Origin of the sequence: Pukyongia salina (assembly GCF_002966125.1) — a bacterium.
Taxonomy (GTDB): Bacteria; Bacteroidota; Bacteroidia; order Flavobacteriales; family Flavobacteriaceae; genus Pukyongia; species Pukyongia salina.
Genome location: NZ_CP027062.1, coordinates 3,070,558 through 3,088,948, shown reverse-complemented (window position 1 = coordinate 3,088,948; position 18,391 = coordinate 3,070,558). Strand labels below are relative to the sequence as shown.

Below are 18,391 nucleotides of genomic sequence, written 5' to 3'. Positions count from 1 at the left end.
GTATATCCTGTAGTGCCACTGGCTACTACAGGGCTGCAAATTATGTTCGTCCGAATCACTCCGCCAACCGCCACTAGCGTTATACAGGAACGTTGTAGCCAATTAAAGAAAAATATGAATATTTCAAGTATAGACAAAACAATCAGGACAGTTCTAAAATCTAGTTATTATAAAATCCCAAGGTTCCAAAGACCTTATTCATGGGAAAAAGAGCATATTGAAGATTTTTGGAATGATTCAATTAGAGAGAGTAGTGGAGATTATTTCATAGGCTCTATGGTAGTATATGAAATATCTGATGATACTTATGGTGTGGTAGACGGACAACAGCGTTTAACAACTGTTACCATGCTCTTAGGTGCAATCCGAGAGGCGTTTAAAAGTATTGGTGAAGATAGCCTTGCCAAAGGTACGCAAGGAATGATTGAAAGAAAAGATTTAGATGATGATTTAAATTATGTACTTCAAACGGAGAGTAGCTACCCTTATCTCCATGAGAATGTTCAAAAATTTGATGCTTCAGATGTTACTGATATTCCCGCAAAAAAGGAAGAAGAACACATCAAAAAGGGGTTCGATTTGTTAACAAATTTAGTGCTTAAAGAACTAGAGTCAATTGAAAATAGCACAACACTTTCAACTAAAGAAAAGCAAGCGGAAAAAGTTGAAACTCTAAAGAAGATAAGGGATAAGATATTAAACCTTAAGGTTATTTACATTGAATTAGGAAATGAAGATGATGCCTATATCATATTTGAAACACTAAATACAAGAGGAAAAGATTTAAGAGTATCTGATTTGGTCAAAAACCACCTCACTAAAATGTTGCCGAAAAAAAATAAGGCTGTTGATTTATCAAAAGATAAATGGACTGAATCACGCACAATAATTGAGGGCTCCAATGCTGATCTAAATATGGATAGTTTTCTACATCATTTTTGGTTATCAAAATATGAATTCACTACTCAGAAAAAACTTTTTAAGTCATTAAAACAAATTGTCAATAAAAGAAATGCTAAAAACTTTCTTAACGATATTTTAACTGAAACACGGATTTACCGAGAGACACTTGACCCGACATATCGAGAGTGGAAGAAAGAAGAAATGGACTTAAAAAAATCCTTAGAAGCGTTAATTATCTTCCGAGTAAAGCAACAAATACCAATGTTACTTTCGGTAATGCGTGAATATGAGAATGGTGGTTTAAAACTTAAAAGAGTCAAGGACATTGTTAATGCAATAGAGTGTTTTCATTTTATTTTCACTGCTGTGACTTCTCAGCGTTCTTCTGGAGGAATTTCATTTATGTATGCTTACCATGCAAGACAACTAGATCAAGCAACTCCGAACGACAAAACCAAGGCTTTAGATGAGTTAAAGAAAAAACTTCGTGAAAAGTTACCATCTAAAGATGAATTTGTTGCCAATTTATTAGAACTTCAATATAGTTCGGTCTATACAAAAGAAAAAGCTTTAATTAAATATATACTTTCTAAATACGATTATCATTATTCTCAAAAAGCCAAAACAGGGACATCGATCGATTATGAACAAATGACAATTGAACACATACATGCAGAAAAAGATAGTTCTAAATCTATAGATATTGAGGACATTGGTAAGATTGGAAACTTGATTCTCATGGATGAAAGTTTAAATGGAAAGCTAGGAAATAAGCCATTTGCAATTAAACATCCGATATACTTAAAATCAAATGTATTTCTAGATAATGAAATTAAAAATGCAACAGATTGGGATGAGACAAACATAATGGACAGAACTGAAAGGATTGCCGAAAGATTATTTGATATTGTGTTTAAGTTTTGATCTTAACTGGCTACAACAACGGCTATAAGTAATGCGGGATTAGGTGCTTAACACAAAACAAATCGCAAATTTGCAACGACCGCCAAAACCTTGTTTTGGTTTTTTGAAATGTTAAGATAAAAACCAGAAAACTAGGTTTAGGCTCTGTGCCCAACCGAAAGGAAAGTGCGTGTTTGCGCCCGCACTACTCATTGCCAAGACCGATGTATACAACTAATAAATTAAGAATATTGACTAAGTTACTTAATATAATATTCCGGAAAAAGACTCTGAATTATATTCTTTTTATTATTACAGCAGCCATAATCAGGGAAGCATTGGCGCTTGGTTTTGACGAAAATTTTGAAAACCTATTTGAATACTTAAATGACCGATATAGCAGTAATAATGTCAAGTTTTACATCCTAGTTCTTCAACTTATTTTTACTAAGGGTAGTTTTATCACTCTATCGATTTTATTTGTTCTATTATTAATCTTCGCCTTTTTAAAAAGCAAAGAACTAATTATTCCTAGTCAAGATGTAAAGGACTTTCAAAAGCTTCAAGATAAAATTAATAGAATTATAAGTGAGGAGAGCTTTCCAGAAATTTATAATTCATTTTTTCACAAATTAACTACAAAATTCTCACCTGTTTATTCTGAGTTTTATGTTAGAAATTTAGAGATTGAGGTTCAGGTTTCATCAATAGATAACAATGAAATTGAATTCTATAAATTCACGAGGGTATTACTTTTACCAGACAAAACTCAGAAGTATTTTAAATTTAAGCACCCAATAAATAACCAGATTCAAACAGAATATTCTGCGCAATTAATGACTTATAAAGTCGATGGAATTGACTTTATGGATAAATTAGAACAAGATGTATTGGAATTCGAAACCATATTTGAATCTAAAAGAGAATTTTACGTAGAATATAAACACAAATTCAACTATTCCATTTTAGATAATCCTTATCATTTATTTAAGATGAATACTTATTGTTCAAACTTATATTTTAATATTATAATGCCAAAAAATATTGAAATTGGATTATTTGATTTAGGAAATAATGATCTATACATAATTGAAGATTCAACATTAGGAAAAAAACAATTACGATTTAAAATGGAAAATGGTTTTATGCCAAATGATGGATTTGGTATTTATTATAAAAAGCAGTAAAATCTGAACACAACAACGCATACCGCAAATGGCTGCGTTCACAGCTAACTAGACGATTTACATCTATAAAAATGATATCTTTAACTAAACAAATTAACCTAGCGGCTTTGCCGGGTTTCTGAATCGCACGTCACGCCGTTGGCGTGACTTCCAGCCTAAGCCTTCGGCTTAGCTGTTCAGCTGAATCACAGCCGCCAGCCGCCACTAGCGTTATACAGGAACGTTGTGCTTCATTATTTGACCGAATATTGACTAATGATAAAATTCTTCCGAAAAATCCGTCAAAGGTTACTCTCTGAAAATAAATTCAGCAAGTATCTACTTTATGCAATTGGTGAAATATTACTTGTTGTAATTGGAATTTTAATTGCATTGCAGATTAACAATTGGAATGAAAATCGAATAAAAGACCTTAAGGAAATTGCTATACTAGCAAATATTCATAAAGAGTTTAAGCAAAATAAAAAACAGTTAGATTCAGTTGTTTATAGCCATAAAATAGCTTATCGCAACTGTGGCAAAATTATTAGTTTATTTCCAATACTTTCAAAACCAGAACCAGCGGTTTTAGATTCATTATCTTTTCAGTTATTCAATTCATATGGGGGAGTCACTTTTAATCCATCTCAAACAAGTATTAATGCCCTTGCAAGTACCTCATCATTTAATATTATAAAAAGTGAAAACTTGCGTGGTTTGTTAATTTCTTGGAAAGATTTGATAACCGACTACCAAGAAGAAGAAGTAGAATCCAGTAAACACATGTGGAATCAATACGACCCTTATTTATCTAAACATTTTGATTATAATTTCAACTTTAAAGATGAGCGAAATAATTTTGATGCTTTACAAACTTTAGAGTTTGAATATTTAGTAAGAACAAGAAGGGATTTACTTGATCAAATCTTAAATTCTACCGGAGAGTTACAAAAAGTTCAAGAAACTCTTGATCAAATCATTGCTCTCACAAAACCAACAAATAATTAAATTTTATGATAAAATTCTTTAGAAAAATAACGAAAGCACAACAACGTATATCGCCCATGGCTAAATGGTTAAGAAGATTTGGTTTCTTACAAAAAAGTCTATCTTAGATACACCGAAAAATACGTCGAAGCGGCGCCAACAACATGCTGAATCGCACGCATCTCTTCGAGATGCTTCCACCCTAGCCTTCGGCTAGGTTTTCATTCCGATTCAGCCGCTCAGGCCCGCCACAGGGCGTTATACAATACCGTTGTGTGTAAGCTGCAAAAAATTCGTGAAATAAGAAAATGGGAATATTTGACTTTTTAAAAGGTAACAATAAAGGTAAATCGGAAAGAACCGAAAAGCCATCGCCTGAACAAAAATTATTCTCGGAAAAAGCTATGGAAATCTTAATTCCGACTTTTGAACAGTTCGGATTCCATAAACATCGAATTGAAATAAAAAAACACTCTTCAACTATAATTTACAGAAAGGACAAACAGTATCTTAAAATATCAAGTAATACTCATCCAAGAGATTATCCAAACTATTATAACATAGTTCTCGGAGAAGGAGATAGCGAAGATTTCTTTGAATACGATTGGAATTCTATTGCACTTTGGAGATTAAAAAAAGAAATTAATCCAGAATTAAAAGTATCGGAATATGAATTCCCAAAGGATAACGGAATTGAACTGAGTTTGAAAAATGCTAACTTTGAATTACTAAAATACGGACTGACTTTTCTAAATGGAGAATTGGAATTGTTCCATAAAATTAGAAAAGAGCAAAATAGAGACAGAGAACCTTACAAAATTCACTCACCTGACAATAATGGAAATTACCAAACGTCATTTGAACCGAAAAGTGTTGTACAAAAGAAAAAGTACAGTTGAATAAAAAAAGCCTACACACAACAACGCATAACTCAAATGGCTGTGTTTACAGCTATCTAGACGATTTACATTTATAAAATTGATATCTTTAACTAAACAAAATAACCTAGCGGCTTTGCCTGGCTTCTGAATCGCACACCCAGTAGTAGCCTCCGGCACTACGGGTTTCCCACTTTTGCTCCGCAAAATGACTCCTGCCGAATCACAGCCGCCAACCGCCACTAGCGTTATACAGGAACGTTGGCAATAATTAAAAAATGACCGAAACCAAGGCAAAAAAGAAAGGACTAAAATTAAGCCATAAGTTGCTAATTTTCCTCGGCGGAATGTTCATTGTAATATTTGCTGGCTTTGTTTATTTTGATAAAATCCCAGGAATCACAAAAAGGGAAAAGACAACTGCAATAATTCTGTATTATCTCGGAATAATTTTTTGGATTGGAGGATTTGTTATTATGTTCTATCTCACTAAATAATTTGAAAGAGCTCCTTAACATATCTATTTTACTGACTTTCATTCTGACCTTTTCTTGCGGACAAAATTCTGCAGAAAAAAAACTGAATGGCAAATGGTACGAAACCGACAACCCAAAAATATTCTGGGTGTTTAACTCAGATAAACTTGAATTTATTGATGAAGATAATGAGAGCGTTGAATGGAGTGCGACCGAATCAAAAATTGAATTTATTTATCGGACCTATGTTTGGGACTCTATAGGAAAGACAGTTGACACAGAGGACAAAATTCTGATTGAATACAATCTATCCAAAAACGAAGACACATTGATGGGAACTTTAACAAACAGTTATGGAAAACACAAATTCGGACTTATAAGAACGGAATGATAACTAAATTAATAAAAACTATTGCCAACAGCGCATAACTCAAATGGCTGTGTTTATGCGTGGTTTGGCGATTTGCATCTATAAAATTGATATCTTTAACTAAACAAATTAACCTAGCGGCTCTGCCTGGCTTCTGATTCGCACACCCAGTAGTAGCCTCCGGCACTACGGGTTTCCCACTTTTGCTCCGCAAAATGCATCCCTCCGAATCACAGCCACCAACCGCCACTAGCGTTATACAGGAACGTTGTAGCCAATGCTAAAACAATTTGCAATTGTAATCATCTTTGTAATCCTACCATTTTTTGATGGGCAATCTCAGGAATGTCAGTGCACCAATGACTATGAGAAATCCGAACGCTATTCACCCCCGTTAACCACGTTCATTGGTTATAATAAATTCTCACATTTTACAAATTGGAAAATTGATAAAGCCGAATATGATCGGTTGTTTTTTAGAAAGTTAATTTCAGATACAAAGACCTTTCGGCTTACTGTCTTTTCCTCGAATCAGATAAAATTAATTAATCCATCGAACAGTTATACTCTAAATTTAACTCCTTGTGAAAACCCTAATATCCACTATGAAATTCGATTGGTATTGAATATTGAATCAAATGAATATCGAGGAATGATAGAGACTGACCAGATAAGTATTGAAATTAGTAACAGCATATTATCGATTCCAAACCAATCAGGAAATACTACCTCAATTAATTTCATTTCAGACTCGATTGATTTCTCAAGTAAAGCCGGAATAACAGAAACGACATCTGATGTTTGTACAGGAAATATTCATATTACAAATTCAGATGTGTCATTTACATTCGACAAGGCTAATATTTACTCATTGAATGAGAATCAGGTAAAATCTGGTGGAAACAAGCACATCAATCTTTCCAATTATCCGCTTTTTCGGGAAGAGAATATCAATTTGATTTCAGATTTCGAAGGATTACTTGTAAAAGAATCTAAATTCCTAGTTCCTTTCAAGAATAGCTTTTTAAATGCGAAAGGTGAAGATTTACTCATAAATAATAATTTGATTGCTGGTTTAATCGTGTTAAAATATAATCCAGGGAGAAATTCAAAAAGAATACAATTTAATTCCTCTCAAAAAAAAATATCCACTAGTAAGCGTAGGTTAAAAAAAGAACTCAGAAAAAGTGGATTAAATAATTTCAAGATTGAATATCTCGAAGAATCAATAAAGATTTATTTTTTAAAAACAATATCGGACTAATGCACTGGCTACAACATCGCATAACTCAAATGGCTGTGTTTATAGGTAGTTTGGCGATTTGCATCTATAAAATTGATATCTTTAACTAAACAAATTAACCTAGCGGCTCGGCCGGGCTTCTGATTCGTATATCCTGTAGTGCCACAGGCTACTACAGGGCTTCTTTCTCTCGACTTTCGTCGGGATGAGTGACCCTGAATCTCGCCGCACACCGCGCCGCATTATATACAGGAACGTTGTAGCGCATTTATTGGATGATAGATAAATTAATAGAACAAATCGAGGGTGAATTGGCTCGACTTGGTTATAACGGCAAAAGCATCAATGAATTACCAGATGTCATTATCCGGATAGAAATCACAATTAGGCTTGCTAGACTATATTACTATGAAAGGCATGCATTGAGAGAATCTGATGAGCATTGGTGCGCGGATTATTCTTATTATGTTCATTGGTTTGACCGCGATGAATATCAACGTTTATATAATTTATATCAAAAGTTGATTAATAAAATGAAGAAGGATGGCTGTTTCAGCAATAAGCCAATTAAATAAACGACGCTACAACAACGCATATAATGCAGCGCTAGATCTGCCACGCCGCGTACTTCTCACAAAAAATACTAATTTGGATAACTGAATAGTATATCATCCGGCGCACCATTGCTTCCGATTCGCACGCCACGCCGTTGGCGTGACTGCCAACATTTGCTCCCCTTCGACAGGCTCAGGGACCAGCAAATTTTGTTCGTCCGAATCTCGCCGCACACCGCGCCGCATTATATACAGGACCGTTGGCAACAATTAAAACCAAATGAATAGTAAGAATAAAATCATAAGAACCTGGAAAGGATGGACTTCATTAGAAAACGCACCGATTTATGAAAATATGCTTATAAATGAGGTATTTCCTGAAGTGAAAAGGAAAGGTGTTGAAGGATTAGAGAAAGTCAGTATTTCGACTATGGAAAAGAATGATGAGATGGAGTTTTTTCTTGTGCTTCAATTTGACTCATTGGATTCGGTTAAAGTATTCGCTGGAGAAGACTATGAGCAAGCCTATATTCCTGACAATGCAAAACGTGTACTATCGAGATATGATAAAACTGCTCAACATTTTACTTTGAAAGAAGAACTGATATTAAAATAAAAACTGTTGCCAACAATGGCTATAATTCATTGTGGTTTTGTGCCACACCAAAATAAAAGTATTAATCAAATAGCTGGATTTCGGCGGAATAATCCTGCGGATGATTCCACAACGAAATCATAGCCGAGACCGTTGTACGCAAGCTGAAAGACTGTTTCAAATCTTTATTAATCCAAAAACCTCGACACGTCCTTTGTCAATGTAAACTTAAAATTCCCTATTGTGTAGTATAACATTCCAATTGTTACTCCTATAAGTGCATATTCAATTTTTGGAAGAAACGTTGAACCCACTGTTATAAAAACACAAATAAGTGTATTGATAACTATAGGTTTTCTAAAAGGTGGTAAAAATTTAAAATATATGGTTTGTTTTCCTACATAAAAGAAACACATTCCCACTATTGCCAGTACCCTAAAATCGTTTTGGTTTAAATCATTCAAAATAGCATGTCTGATGACAATAGCTAATATCACAAATCCCATAGCAAGAAAGAAGTGAGAATAAATAAGCGCAAAACCATTCTTCATTGCTTTTAATCTTTCCATTATATGGAAGCTATCATAATAAATCCACCAGATTAATCCTATCATAATAAATCCAGTTACGGCAGCAATGACACTCAATACATCCCAATTAATATCTCTTAAGGCTGTTGTTAAACTAATAATAGATTCACCTAAAAGTATAATGGAAAGAAGACCAATTCTTTCAACTAAATGCTCTTTATGTACTGGAGGCACAATCTTGTTTTTGCTTACAATAACAAAGGCTATCATTTCAAATACGATTCCTAAAACTAAAGTAATTTCTCTGTAAGGATCAGGGAAGAGAAATGAAGCACCAATAATAATTGTTCCAATAATTATAATTATACCGCATTTATTAGCATACTCTTTTGACTCATTAAGTGCTTTAGTAGAATTAATATACAAGCCTGCAATAATTATTTGAATAACTGCATAAAAGCCAATAAACAACCCATAGTTTTCAAATAAATCACTACCTAAAAAGGCAGTCATTGTTATCATTAAAAACATGATAGCCAAACTTGAAATTCTATGGTACCTACTATCTGTGTCAAAACGATTAGCAAATAAGGTGTGCAGCGTCCAAATCCACCAAATAGATAGGAATTGAAGAGGAAACATCCAAATTTGTTTAGGATCTATATGATTATGATGCGTATGTGCAAGTTGATGCGTAACAATACCTATACTGGACACAAAAACCAAATCAAAAAAAAGCTCCAACCATGTGGCATGCCTATTCTGAACTAAATATTTAAATGTTTTCTTCAATAGAAACTATTTTTTAGCACGTATAAAATCATATACTCCTTTACCTTCAGCTATTAATATATTCTCCTGTAAAGCTTTCATTTTGGTCACCATTATTCGATTTCCCATTCTGACCAATTTTCCTTCAAAAACTAAATCATTTCCATCTGCAAATCTCAAATAATCTACTCTCAAGTCTATTGTTGACAGTTTATCTTCTGGCGAATTGAAATTGGCAATTCCTATGGCGCCACCAACAGAATCTAAAATTGTAGCAATAATTCCGCCGTGCCAATGATTAGTGCGAATATCACCGACTAAATCTTTTCTAAATGGTACTCGTACTTTGATGAAATCCTTTTCAACAATTTCAACTTTTAATCCAAAATGTTTATGAATTGGGATTTCTTCTTCTGCCAATTTTATCAATCTTTCTTTTGTCTTTATATCCATATGACAGATTTATAGCATTTCACCTCTTGCAGGATAGCCTGACTGAACGATATAATCAACTGCTTTTACAAATGACGGCAAATATGGTCTTCCCCAAGGGTTACTGTTTATAGCTGAATAATAAACTTGATTATTATTGTCAATTAAAAATAATCCTGGTTCACTAAACTCACTTGGTTCACCATCTTTTACACCTGCACTTAAATACAAAGCCCAATCTCTTGCTGTGGATTCTGATAACTCATATCCCAAAGTAAGATTAGGTAATTCCCACTTTTGACGAGAAAGTCTTGCTCTCTTTTCGGTATCCATACTTACTGCTACGACATTAACACCTCTTTGCTGAAATTGTAGTAACAATTCTTGTAACTGTTGTAAATACTTTTTACAAATAGGACAATGTAGCCCACGGTAAAAAACAACTAATGTAAAGTTGTCTGGTTTTTGGTCTGCTAAATTCCATTGATTTCCATCCAATAATGGAAACTGTAAATCTGGTGCTATGTGTTTTGGTGTTGGTCTATTCATAATTAAAAGTTTGCTTTTAAATGATTTTCAAAACGATTAAAATCATTCTCTATTTCAGGGTTTTTCATTACATCATATGCCACAAAAGTTGGTAATGGTTCAAAACCAAACCATTTAAAATTAAGATGCATAGGTTTTAGTAAGTCATCTTCACTCATACCATTAAAAAAAGTTTCCTCTGGATTATTGAAAGCTTCTTTTGGTGCATTAGCGGTTACTGACATCATATACTTTCCATTTAACTTTCCACCTAATCCGTAATTCTTCTTCGGTGCTTCTTTACTTCTGCCATCACCATCAGACATTTCGCCCATCATACCCATCGAAAATACTTCATCAATGTATTTTTTAAACGACCAACTTACACCCATCCAGTTCAATGGTGTTTGAAAAAAGACCACATCTGCCCATTTGAATTTTTCGATTTCTTCATTGACATCATAATCGTCTTCCATTGTAGTTTTCTTGATATTGTAACCATTGCTCTTAAAGTAGCTTTCCGCTTTTTCAGTTAAAGTTGCGTTTAATTTTCCTTCAGAAAATGGATATTTCTGATGACCGTTGATTATAAAAATATTTTTCATTTTAAAATTTTGATTATATTTGTTTCACAAAGAAACTAATATTAGTTTAAAAAAGAAACTATTATACTTTCATTTGAACAAATAGTGGTAACCAAAAAGTAACTAATGGCAAGAAAATATATAGACAACCCGAATGCTTGTTCCCTTGTTCATACAATGAACATAATTGGCAATAAATGGAAACCGATTATTTTATATTTATTATCAAATGGTTCTATGCGATTTGGAATGCTGAATACTCTAATACCAACAATCTCAAAAAAGGTGCTGACTAATCAATTGAAAGAATTGGAAAATGATGGATTACTTTTAAGACAGTCTTTTGCTGAAATTCCACCAAGAGTTGAATACTCGTTGACTGAAAAAGCAATTGGACTTTTGCCCGTTTTAAGAAAGTTAAGTGATTGGGCAAATGAAGCTTATCCCGAAATGGAATTTGAACAATGTAGAATAATAGAAAAGGAAAAAAGCCAGCGTACAACAACGTATATAAAAAATAGCGGTTTAAGTGCTTAATCGAAAATGAATTTTATAAATTTAAGGCAGTACCAAACCGAAAAGTCCGTGAGTAAAATCCGCTACTTTTCATATACAAAACCGTTAGCCACTATGTGAAGCAATCAATGAGCAAAAAGTTTTTAACCATAACGATTCTGTTTTCAATTTTAAACTTCTTCGGCTGCAAAAGACAAAATGAACCGAAAAAAGAAAAATCTGAAATAGACTTGCTTATTGAAAATACTCTTGACGATTTTAACAATCGGAAAATATATAAATATCTCACATCTGAAATATTGGATTCGATTGCTGACGATAAATTAGAACAAGCAATTATTGATAATATTGAAACCAAATATCAAGATGGAGAACAATACACTTTCGACGAAATCTCAAAATTAACTAAAGGTCAACAAGCGGTTTTTTCCACTTGGTGGTTGGAAGCAGAAGTTAATAATGGTGGATTTAACCAATTCTATTTCAATTCAAGCGGACAATATGGAGAAATGGCAGAGATCGGATTTATGACAATTGGAGCGGAGAAATTCTCTAAATTGATTAAACGTGCGAATAAAATTTATTCAGAAAACAAAGACCAACTTGAGGAATATGACGATGGTACTATGGAAAGCTTTAGTGAGTCTTATATCGATAATCTTTTCAATGATTTGGAAACTGATTTTTACAAACTATTTGATATCGAAAAAATTGGCGAATTAAGAATAAAATACATAAGAGAAAACAAAAACGAATTTATAGCTGAATAATAACACACAGTGGCTAACAGCGCATAACTCAAATGGCTGTGTTTATGGGTGGTTTGGCGATTTGCATTTATAAAATTGATATCTTTAACTAAACAAATTAACCTAGCGGCTCGGCCTGGCTTCTGATTCGTATATCCTGTAGTGCCACAGGCTACTACAGGGCTTATCGATCCCTACTTACGCGGGATGAATGACCCTGAATCACAGCCGCCAACCGCCACTAGCGTTATACAGGAACGTTGTAGCGCATTTATTGGATGATAGATAAATTAATAGAACAAATCGAGGGTGAATTGGCTCGACTTGGTTATAACGGCAAAAGCATCAATGAATTACCAGATGTCATTATCCGGATAGAAATCACAATTAGGCTTGCTAGACTATATTACTATGAAAGGCATGCATTGAGAGAATCTGATGAGCATTGGTGCGCGGATTATTCTTATTATGTTCATTGGTTTGACCGCGATGAATATCAACGTTTATATAATTTATATCAAAAGTTGATTAATAAAATGAAGAAGGATGGCTGTTTCAGCAATAAGCCAATTAAATAAACGACGCTACAACAACGCATATAATTTATGGCTCAATTTGAGCCATGCCAAAATCTCCCCATTTAATTGTAAATTAGTCTATCGGATAAAACCGTAAATGCCGCCTTGCCGCGGCTTCTGCTTCGCAGCTTCCCACGAAACGCTACCGCGTTTTTGTTTCATACCGACTCGCAGCCGGCGGAGCGCCACAAAATCATATACAAAACCGTTGGCACCAATTAATGACAAAATGAAGAGAAAAGTTTTCAAGCAAATTATAAAAGAATTTTGGATTCAATCCTTAATCAGTATTCTGTGGGGAATTTATCGAGTCTATTTTTCGGAAGAAGAGGATAATAAATTTACGGTGTTTATTTCTAACTTTTCTGCTGCATTATTTTTACTAAGCTGGATGTTTGGTCAATTTGTGCGGGTAAAAAAACAACAGAAAATTGAGGAAGAGTTTGGCGCGGTTAAATCCAGTATAATTTCATTGACGGAAAACTTGAAAGCTCAAACAAAAGATTTGATTGGATATTCAACTGGTGGTGATAGTATTGCTTATTTCACACCGTCGTTCATGAAAGGCAAAAAGGGAATTTCGTTACACCTAACAAACCAATCAGAATATCCTGTTTTTGATATACAAGTGGAATGGATTGACTTGAACGAACAGGTTGATTTGGCAAATGGAAAATTTTGGACTAGGCACAATCATCTATTCGGAAATTTATACCCTAAAAAAGGAATAATGGATGCATTAAGGTTTAATTTTAGTGACGATCATGATTTGAGAATTAATCTCTTTATAAATACTAGGAATAAGCACGTCTCTCAAGCTTTGCGGGTAATATCCATAGATGGCGTTCCAAAAATTGCTTATCGAATAATGGGAGATGAACTCATAAAAAGAGTAATTCCAGATGATTTTCCAGGATTCGATCCAGAAAATCCTGATAAAACGTTTCAATAACTGGTGCCAACAACGCATATGTATTTATGGCTAGATTTGGCTAGCATTATATCTCCCCAATTATTGTAAATTAGTCTTTCGGATAAAACCGTAGATGCGGCTCCGCCGTAGCTTCTGATTCGCACACCCAGTAGTAGCCTTCGGCACTACGGGTTTCCCACTTTTGCTCCGCAATATGACTCACTCCGAATCACAGCCGCCAACCGCCACTAGCGTTATACAGGAACGTTGGCATTAATTTGAAAAAGAGAGTAAATAGAATGAAACTTGGCGATTTTTTGAAACTAATTATTGGAAAAACAGTTGAAGAAATTTATAAAGTTGACTACAATAATGATACGGAGAATGATGATTATTTACCTTGGCTTTTTTTTATAAAATTTATCGGATTTGACAAGTATTTAGAAATCGAAGGTGATTTTGATGGAGATCATATCAAAATAAACTTATTTGATAATTCGGAATTGAATAAAAAAATGAAAAAGAACAATTTCAAAGACGAACCTGATTTATGGCAAGTTTATAAAGTGAAAGAAAATGAAACTCTTGGTAAATTAATTAATAAACCAATACAGGAATGCGAGTATGGTGTTGATAAAGAATGGTCAATCCTAAATGGGAATAAATCAAAAGGAGTTAAAGATGTTTTCTCCTTTGTTAGGTTCTCTCATGACAAAAGTGAAGTGACAATATTTGAAGGTGGTTGTGGACTTTTTGTCTCGAACGACCCAAATGTTAAACTGAATTTTGAATATACTTTTGATAAATTTAAAGTGGAATAAAAACTAATGCCAACAACGCATATAATGCAGCGCTAGATCTGCCACGCCGCGTACTTCTCACAAAAAATACTAATTTAGATAACCAAATAGTATATCATCCGGCGCACCATTGCTTCCGATTCGTATATCCTGTAGTGCCACAGGCTACTACAGGGCTTCTTTCTCTCGACTTTCGTCGGGATGAGTGACCCTGAATCACAGCCGCCATACGCCACGAGCGTTATACAGGACCGTTAGCCATAATTGAATTACCGTAACATTCTTTTTAATTTATTGTCTTATAAAAACTCAATCAATTAAAATATGAAAAACATACTTTTTTCATTGCTGATAATATTAATCTTTAGCTCCTGTAAAAATGATGTAACCGAAAACGAACGAATATTAATTATCGTGTCGAACACCGAGGATATGGGAGATGCAGAGAAACACTTTGCAGGTAACAATCTTTGGGAAGTAGCACCTCCATATCATGTTTTTGTTTCTCACGGATACAAAGTTGATTTTGTTTCACCCACTGGAGGAAAGGTCCCTTTCTCAATGGATCCTGTTGGAATTAGTAGTTATACTATAAAATATGAAAATTTTTACGGCAATGTTGAAAATTCATTAACACCTGACCAAGTTGATTATAAAAACTATAAAGCTGTTTTTATTGGCGGTGGATATGGACCATTGTTTGATGTAGCCAATAATCAAAAATTATTATCAATAATAGCTAACATTTACGAAAATGATGGAATAGTTGGAGGTTGTGGACATGGTCCTGGTGCTTTTGCAAATGTTAAACTTAGTAATGGAGATTATATGGTTAAAGGTATAAAAGTGACAGGTTTTCCAAATTCAACTGAGATTACTAAAAGTTGGGCTAAAGAAGGAAGTTTATTACCTGTAATGCTAGAGGACCAATTAAGAAATAATGGAGGCATATTTCAAACTAAAAGTGATTTGAATGATAAACACGATATAGTTATTGATAAGAGAATTGTGACGACCATGTTTCTTCCATCTTCAGCAATTGTCGCCAAAGAAATGATTAAACTAATAGAAAACTAATACCAACTACGCATATAGTGCAGCGCTAGATCTGCCAGGTCGCATACTTCTCGCAAAAAATACTAATTTAGATAACTAAATAGTATATCATCCGGCGCCCCTATGCTTCCGATTCGTATATCCTGTAGTTCCCAGGCTACTACAGGGCTTCTTGCTCCCGACTTTCGTCGGGATGATTCACTTCGAATCTCGCCGCATTATATTTAGGAATGTGCCTTAATTAAAAAACGAAAATATTTTTATTATTAAAATTTATACTTCAAATGAGAAAATTAATTCTACTCACTTTTATTATTGGAAGTTATTCCGCTTTTTGTCAGTCAAAGACTCTTACAAAGGAAGAGCGTAAGGCGAAGATGGAAAAATTAAATAAGAAATTAAATAAAAATTCAGAAGGACCAGCTGGATATTTTATAAAGGTAGATGGAGAGAAGGTAATTATGCATAGATTTCCAAATACAGTTAAAGCGTTTTTAGATAGCTCTTCAGACTCGGACTACCTAATTTCAACAGCAAAGGTTCATTATTATAATGAAAAAGGAAAATTAAAAAAAATAAGTCAAGCTAAAATCTCTGAATTATACGATGGTAAAAACTATTATTCGAGATTAAAAATTGGCAGTGTTTTCGGGCTTAATCGTTTACATAGAATAATAATTACAAGTGATGAATATATACTTACGGAGTATTTTTCTCATGGAGCTTTTTATTATTATTTATTTGATCGCAAAAAAGAAGAATTTGTTTACAAAAAGATAAAGAGTGTGGTAAAATCAAAAAAGGACAATGAACTTGCCGATGATTACATACGTCCCTATTTTACTAACTGCTCAAAGTTTATCACTCGATTAAACGATAACCTAAGTATCGAGTATAAACAGAAACTAAACAGTAATCATTTTTATAGTAGAATGACAGCTGGTATGTCAAATATGAAATGTGAATAGGCCGATTTATATATCGCGCATTTTCAACTAAGCCTAACAACGTGAATATTTCATTGCTTGGAAATTCCTACTCGGAATGTCTGTCGCCTCTGAACAATGGATTTCTGTTTATTTGCTAACTTAGTGCAAACGCAACGAAACCATACAAGAACACGTTGGCGGTCATTTAAGAACGCTGGACCAAATAAATTTAAACAAAGTCGATTTTGAAATTCACAAATGTCAATAGTTGATCTATGCTAACAGAAATAAATCCGAAATTACCTATGCGGGACAAAATTGTTACCAGAGAATTCTATATAACTATTTTGGAATTCAAGGATTTTGGTAGCGTCGACTACGACGAATATTTGATGGTTGAAAAAGACAAAATTCAAATTCACTTTTTTAAGTTTCGAGATCTTGACCCAAAAGAAAATTATGGGCAAGTTTATATTAGAACTGATAATATTGATGAATTTTACAAATCTCTATTGGATAAAAAAACTAAAATACACCCAAACGGACCCTTGGAAATCAAACCTTGGGGGCAAAAAGAATTTTCCATACTTGATCCTGACAATAATCTTCTAACATTTGGAGAAAGCATCTAATGTTATAAAACGAACCGCCAACAACGCATACCGCAAATGGCTGTGTTTATGAGTGGTTTGTCGATTTGCATCTATAAAATTGATATCTTTAACTAAACAAAATAACTTAGCGGCTCGGCCTGGCTTCTGATTCGCACACCCAGTAGTAGCCTCCGGCACTACGGGTTTCCCACTTTTGCTCCGCAAAATGAATCACTCCGAATCACAGCCGCCAACCGCCACAAGCGTTATACAGGAACGTTGTCCTTCATTATTTCGAAACCGTAAAAAATTAAATATTATATCTTTAGAGAAACTAACCTCTAATGATAAAATTCTTCCGAAGAATTCGACAAAAATTACTGACTGAAAACAAATTCAGCAAATATTTCCTTTATGCGATTGGTGAAATAGTGCTTGTTGTAATTGGAATTTTAATTGCACTACAGATTAATAATGCTAATGAAGAAAGAAAAACACGCCGAGCAGAGCGTAGTTACTTAGTGCGACTTGTTGAGGATTTGGAAGAAAACAAAGGGTTGTGGAGTGAACGTTACACTATTGAAGAAAATCGTTTAAAGGCAGCAAATGCATTTATAAATTATAGCTTCAATGAGGATAAAGACGCCATAAAGAATGTGATACCATACTTCAATTCGGTTTCGACATGGGAAGATCTTCATATAAATCAAGTTACATTTAAAGAAATGGTAAGTAGTGGGAATTTTGATCTTATATCTAATGATTCTATTAAATTTAAACTTCAGAATTTAGAGAAAACATATCAGACTATTTTGAATCGTTGGGATACTACAAAAAAAAATCTTCTGGAAGTATTATCTGATATCATAATTAAGAAAGTGAATTTTCTTTACAGTTATCCAATAGATCCAAGTCATAAACAAATTCTTTCTAAGAACTTCACACAAGCGGAAAAAGAATATTATTTCAGCGAAATAATGAAGCAATTTAAAGTTCTATTTGATGATCCATTATTTATGAATATAATGACATTAATTAATACTAATGCACCATTAGATCTTAAAGAATATAAGCAAGCAGAGGAACAGGTAACGGAACTAATTAATCTAATCAAAGCCGATCTAAAAACTGATAATTAAAATAACGAAAGCACAACAACGCTTAATTCAAATGGCTGCGTTTACAGCTATCTAGACGATTTACATTTATAAAATTGATATCGTTAACTAAGCAAATTAACCTAGCAGCTCGGCCTGGCTTCCGATTCGTATATCCTGTATTGCCATAGGCTACTACAGGGATGCAAATTTTGTTCTTCCGAATCAGCCATCAAGCCG

20 protein-coding genes are annotated in these 18,391 nt (G+C 33.8%); 16 read left to right on the top strand and 4 right to left on the bottom strand.

Translation table 11 applies throughout. The features are described 5' to 3' along the window. The first annotated feature begins 114 nt into the window (after positions 1 to 114). From C5O00_RS13995 to C5O00_RS13955, 8 genes are all read left to right on the top strand, one after another. Positions 115 to 1,827: a DUF262 domain-containing protein gene (locus tag C5O00_RS13995; RefSeq protein ID WP_158676876.1), complete on the top strand. Its 1,713-nt coding sequence runs from the start codon at positions 115 to 117 to the stop codon at positions 1,825 to 1,827. A gap of 230 nt (positions 1,828 to 2,057) precedes the next feature. Then, entirely contained in the window at positions 2,058 to 2,993 is a 936-nt protein-coding gene (locus C5O00_RS13990; RefSeq protein WP_158676875.1) for a hypothetical protein, read from the top strand. Positions 2,994 to 3,248: 255 nt separating this feature from the next. Beyond that, positions 3,249 to 3,980: a DUF6090 family protein gene (locus C5O00_RS13985; protein WP_105217444.1), complete on the top strand. Its 732-nt coding sequence runs from the start codon at positions 3,249 to 3,251 to the stop codon at positions 3,978 to 3,980. Positions 3,981 to 4,267: 287 nt separating this feature from the next. Next, the gene (locus C5O00_RS13980; RefSeq protein WP_105217443.1) at positions 4,268 to 4,858 is read left to right on the top strand and encodes a hypothetical protein; all 591 of its coding nucleotides are present in this window, start codon (positions 4,268 to 4,270) and stop codon (positions 4,856 to 4,858) included. A gap of 257 nt (positions 4,859 to 5,115) precedes the next feature. Then, entirely contained in the window at positions 5,116 to 5,334 is a 219-nt protein-coding gene (locus C5O00_RS13975) for a hypothetical protein (protein WP_105217442.1), read from the top strand. A 1-nt stretch (position 5,335) separates the two neighbouring features. After that, positions 5,336 to 5,704: a hypothetical protein gene (locus C5O00_RS13970; RefSeq protein ID WP_105217441.1), complete on the top strand. Its 369-nt coding sequence runs from the start codon at positions 5,336 to 5,338 to the stop codon at positions 5,702 to 5,704. 631 nt (positions 5,705 to 6,335) lie between these two features. Continuing rightward, positions 6,336 to 6,947 (top strand): hypothetical protein, encoded by a 612-nt coding sequence (locus tag C5O00_RS13965; protein WP_212390059.1) that lies wholly within the window; start codon positions 6,336 to 6,338, stop codon positions 6,945 to 6,947. A gap of 813 nt (positions 6,948 to 7,760) precedes the next feature. Continuing rightward, positions 7,761 to 8,096, top strand: a complete 336-nt coding sequence (locus tag C5O00_RS13955; RefSeq protein ID WP_105217439.1) for an antibiotic biosynthesis monooxygenase — start codon at positions 7,761 to 7,763, stop codon at positions 8,094 to 8,096. A gap of 167 nt (positions 8,097 to 8,263) precedes the next feature. On the opposite strand, the gene C5O00_RS13950 is transcribed toward C5O00_RS13955, so the two are convergent. Genes C5O00_RS13950 through C5O00_RS13935 form a run of 4 tightly spaced genes read right to left on the bottom strand, consistent with a single transcriptional unit; the run spans position 8,264 to position 10,941 of the window. After that, entirely contained in the window at positions 8,264 to 9,397 is a 1,134-nt protein-coding gene (locus C5O00_RS13950; protein WP_105217438.1) for a low temperature requirement protein A, read from the bottom strand. 6 nt (positions 9,398 to 9,403) lie between these two features. Continuing rightward, positions 9,404 to 9,829 (bottom strand): hotdog fold thioesterase, encoded by a 426-nt coding sequence (locus C5O00_RS13945; RefSeq protein WP_105217437.1) that lies wholly within the window; start codon positions 9,827 to 9,829, stop codon positions 9,404 to 9,406. Between the two features lie 9 nt (positions 9,830 to 9,838). After that, the gene (locus tag C5O00_RS13940; RefSeq protein WP_105217436.1) at positions 9,839 to 10,357 is read right to left on the bottom strand and encodes a redoxin domain-containing protein; all 519 of its coding nucleotides are present in this window, start codon (positions 10,355 to 10,357) and stop codon (positions 9,839 to 9,841) included. Positions 10,358 to 10,359: 2 nt separating this feature from the next. Next, positions 10,360 to 10,941 carry an NAD(P)H-dependent oxidoreductase gene (locus C5O00_RS13935; protein WP_105217435.1) on the bottom strand — a complete coding sequence of 194 codons (582 nt, stop codon included), beginning with the start codon at positions 10,939 to 10,941 and terminating at the stop codon, positions 10,360 to 10,362. 105 nt (positions 10,942 to 11,046) lie between these two features. On the opposite strand from C5O00_RS13935, the gene C5O00_RS13930 reads away from it, so the two are divergent. From C5O00_RS13930 to C5O00_RS13890, 8 genes are all read left to right on the top strand, one after another. After that, positions 11,047 to 11,457, top strand: a complete 411-nt coding sequence (locus C5O00_RS13930) for a winged helix-turn-helix transcriptional regulator (protein ID WP_105217434.1) — start codon at positions 11,047 to 11,049, stop codon at positions 11,455 to 11,457. A gap of 95 nt (positions 11,458 to 11,552) precedes the next feature. Next, entirely contained in the window at positions 11,553 to 12,206 is a 654-nt protein-coding gene (locus C5O00_RS13925) for a DMP19 family protein (RefSeq protein ID WP_212390057.1), read from the top strand. A gap of 786 nt (positions 12,207 to 12,992) precedes the next feature. Beyond that, a complete protein-coding gene (locus tag C5O00_RS13915; protein WP_105217431.1) occupies positions 12,993 to 13,715 on the top strand; it encodes a hypothetical protein in 723 nt (240 codons plus the stop codon). Positions 13,716 to 13,975: 260 nt separating this feature from the next. Further along, entirely contained in the window at positions 13,976 to 14,497 is a 522-nt protein-coding gene (locus C5O00_RS13910; protein WP_105217430.1) for a hypothetical protein, read from the top strand. A gap of 303 nt (positions 14,498 to 14,800) precedes the next feature. After that, positions 14,801 to 15,553, top strand: coding sequence for a type 1 glutamine amidotransferase domain-containing protein (locus C5O00_RS13905; protein WP_105217429.1), 753 nt, complete (start codon positions 14,801 to 14,803; stop codon positions 15,551 to 15,553). Between the two features lie 263 nt (positions 15,554 to 15,816). Further along, positions 15,817 to 16,500 (top strand): hypothetical protein, encoded by a 684-nt coding sequence (locus tag C5O00_RS13900; protein ID WP_105217428.1) that lies wholly within the window; start codon positions 15,817 to 15,819, stop codon positions 16,498 to 16,500. A gap of 236 nt (positions 16,501 to 16,736) precedes the next feature. Then, entirely contained in the window at positions 16,737 to 17,093 is a 357-nt protein-coding gene (locus C5O00_RS13895) for a bleomycin resistance protein (RefSeq protein ID WP_105217427.1), read from the top strand. Between the two features lie 305 nt (positions 17,094 to 17,398). Continuing rightward, complete coding sequence (locus C5O00_RS13890; protein WP_105217426.1) at positions 17,399 to 18,193, top strand: DUF6090 family protein; 795 nt, start codon at positions 17,399 to 17,401, stop codon at positions 18,191 to 18,193. The last annotated feature ends 198 nt before the right edge of the window (positions 18,194 to 18,391 follow it).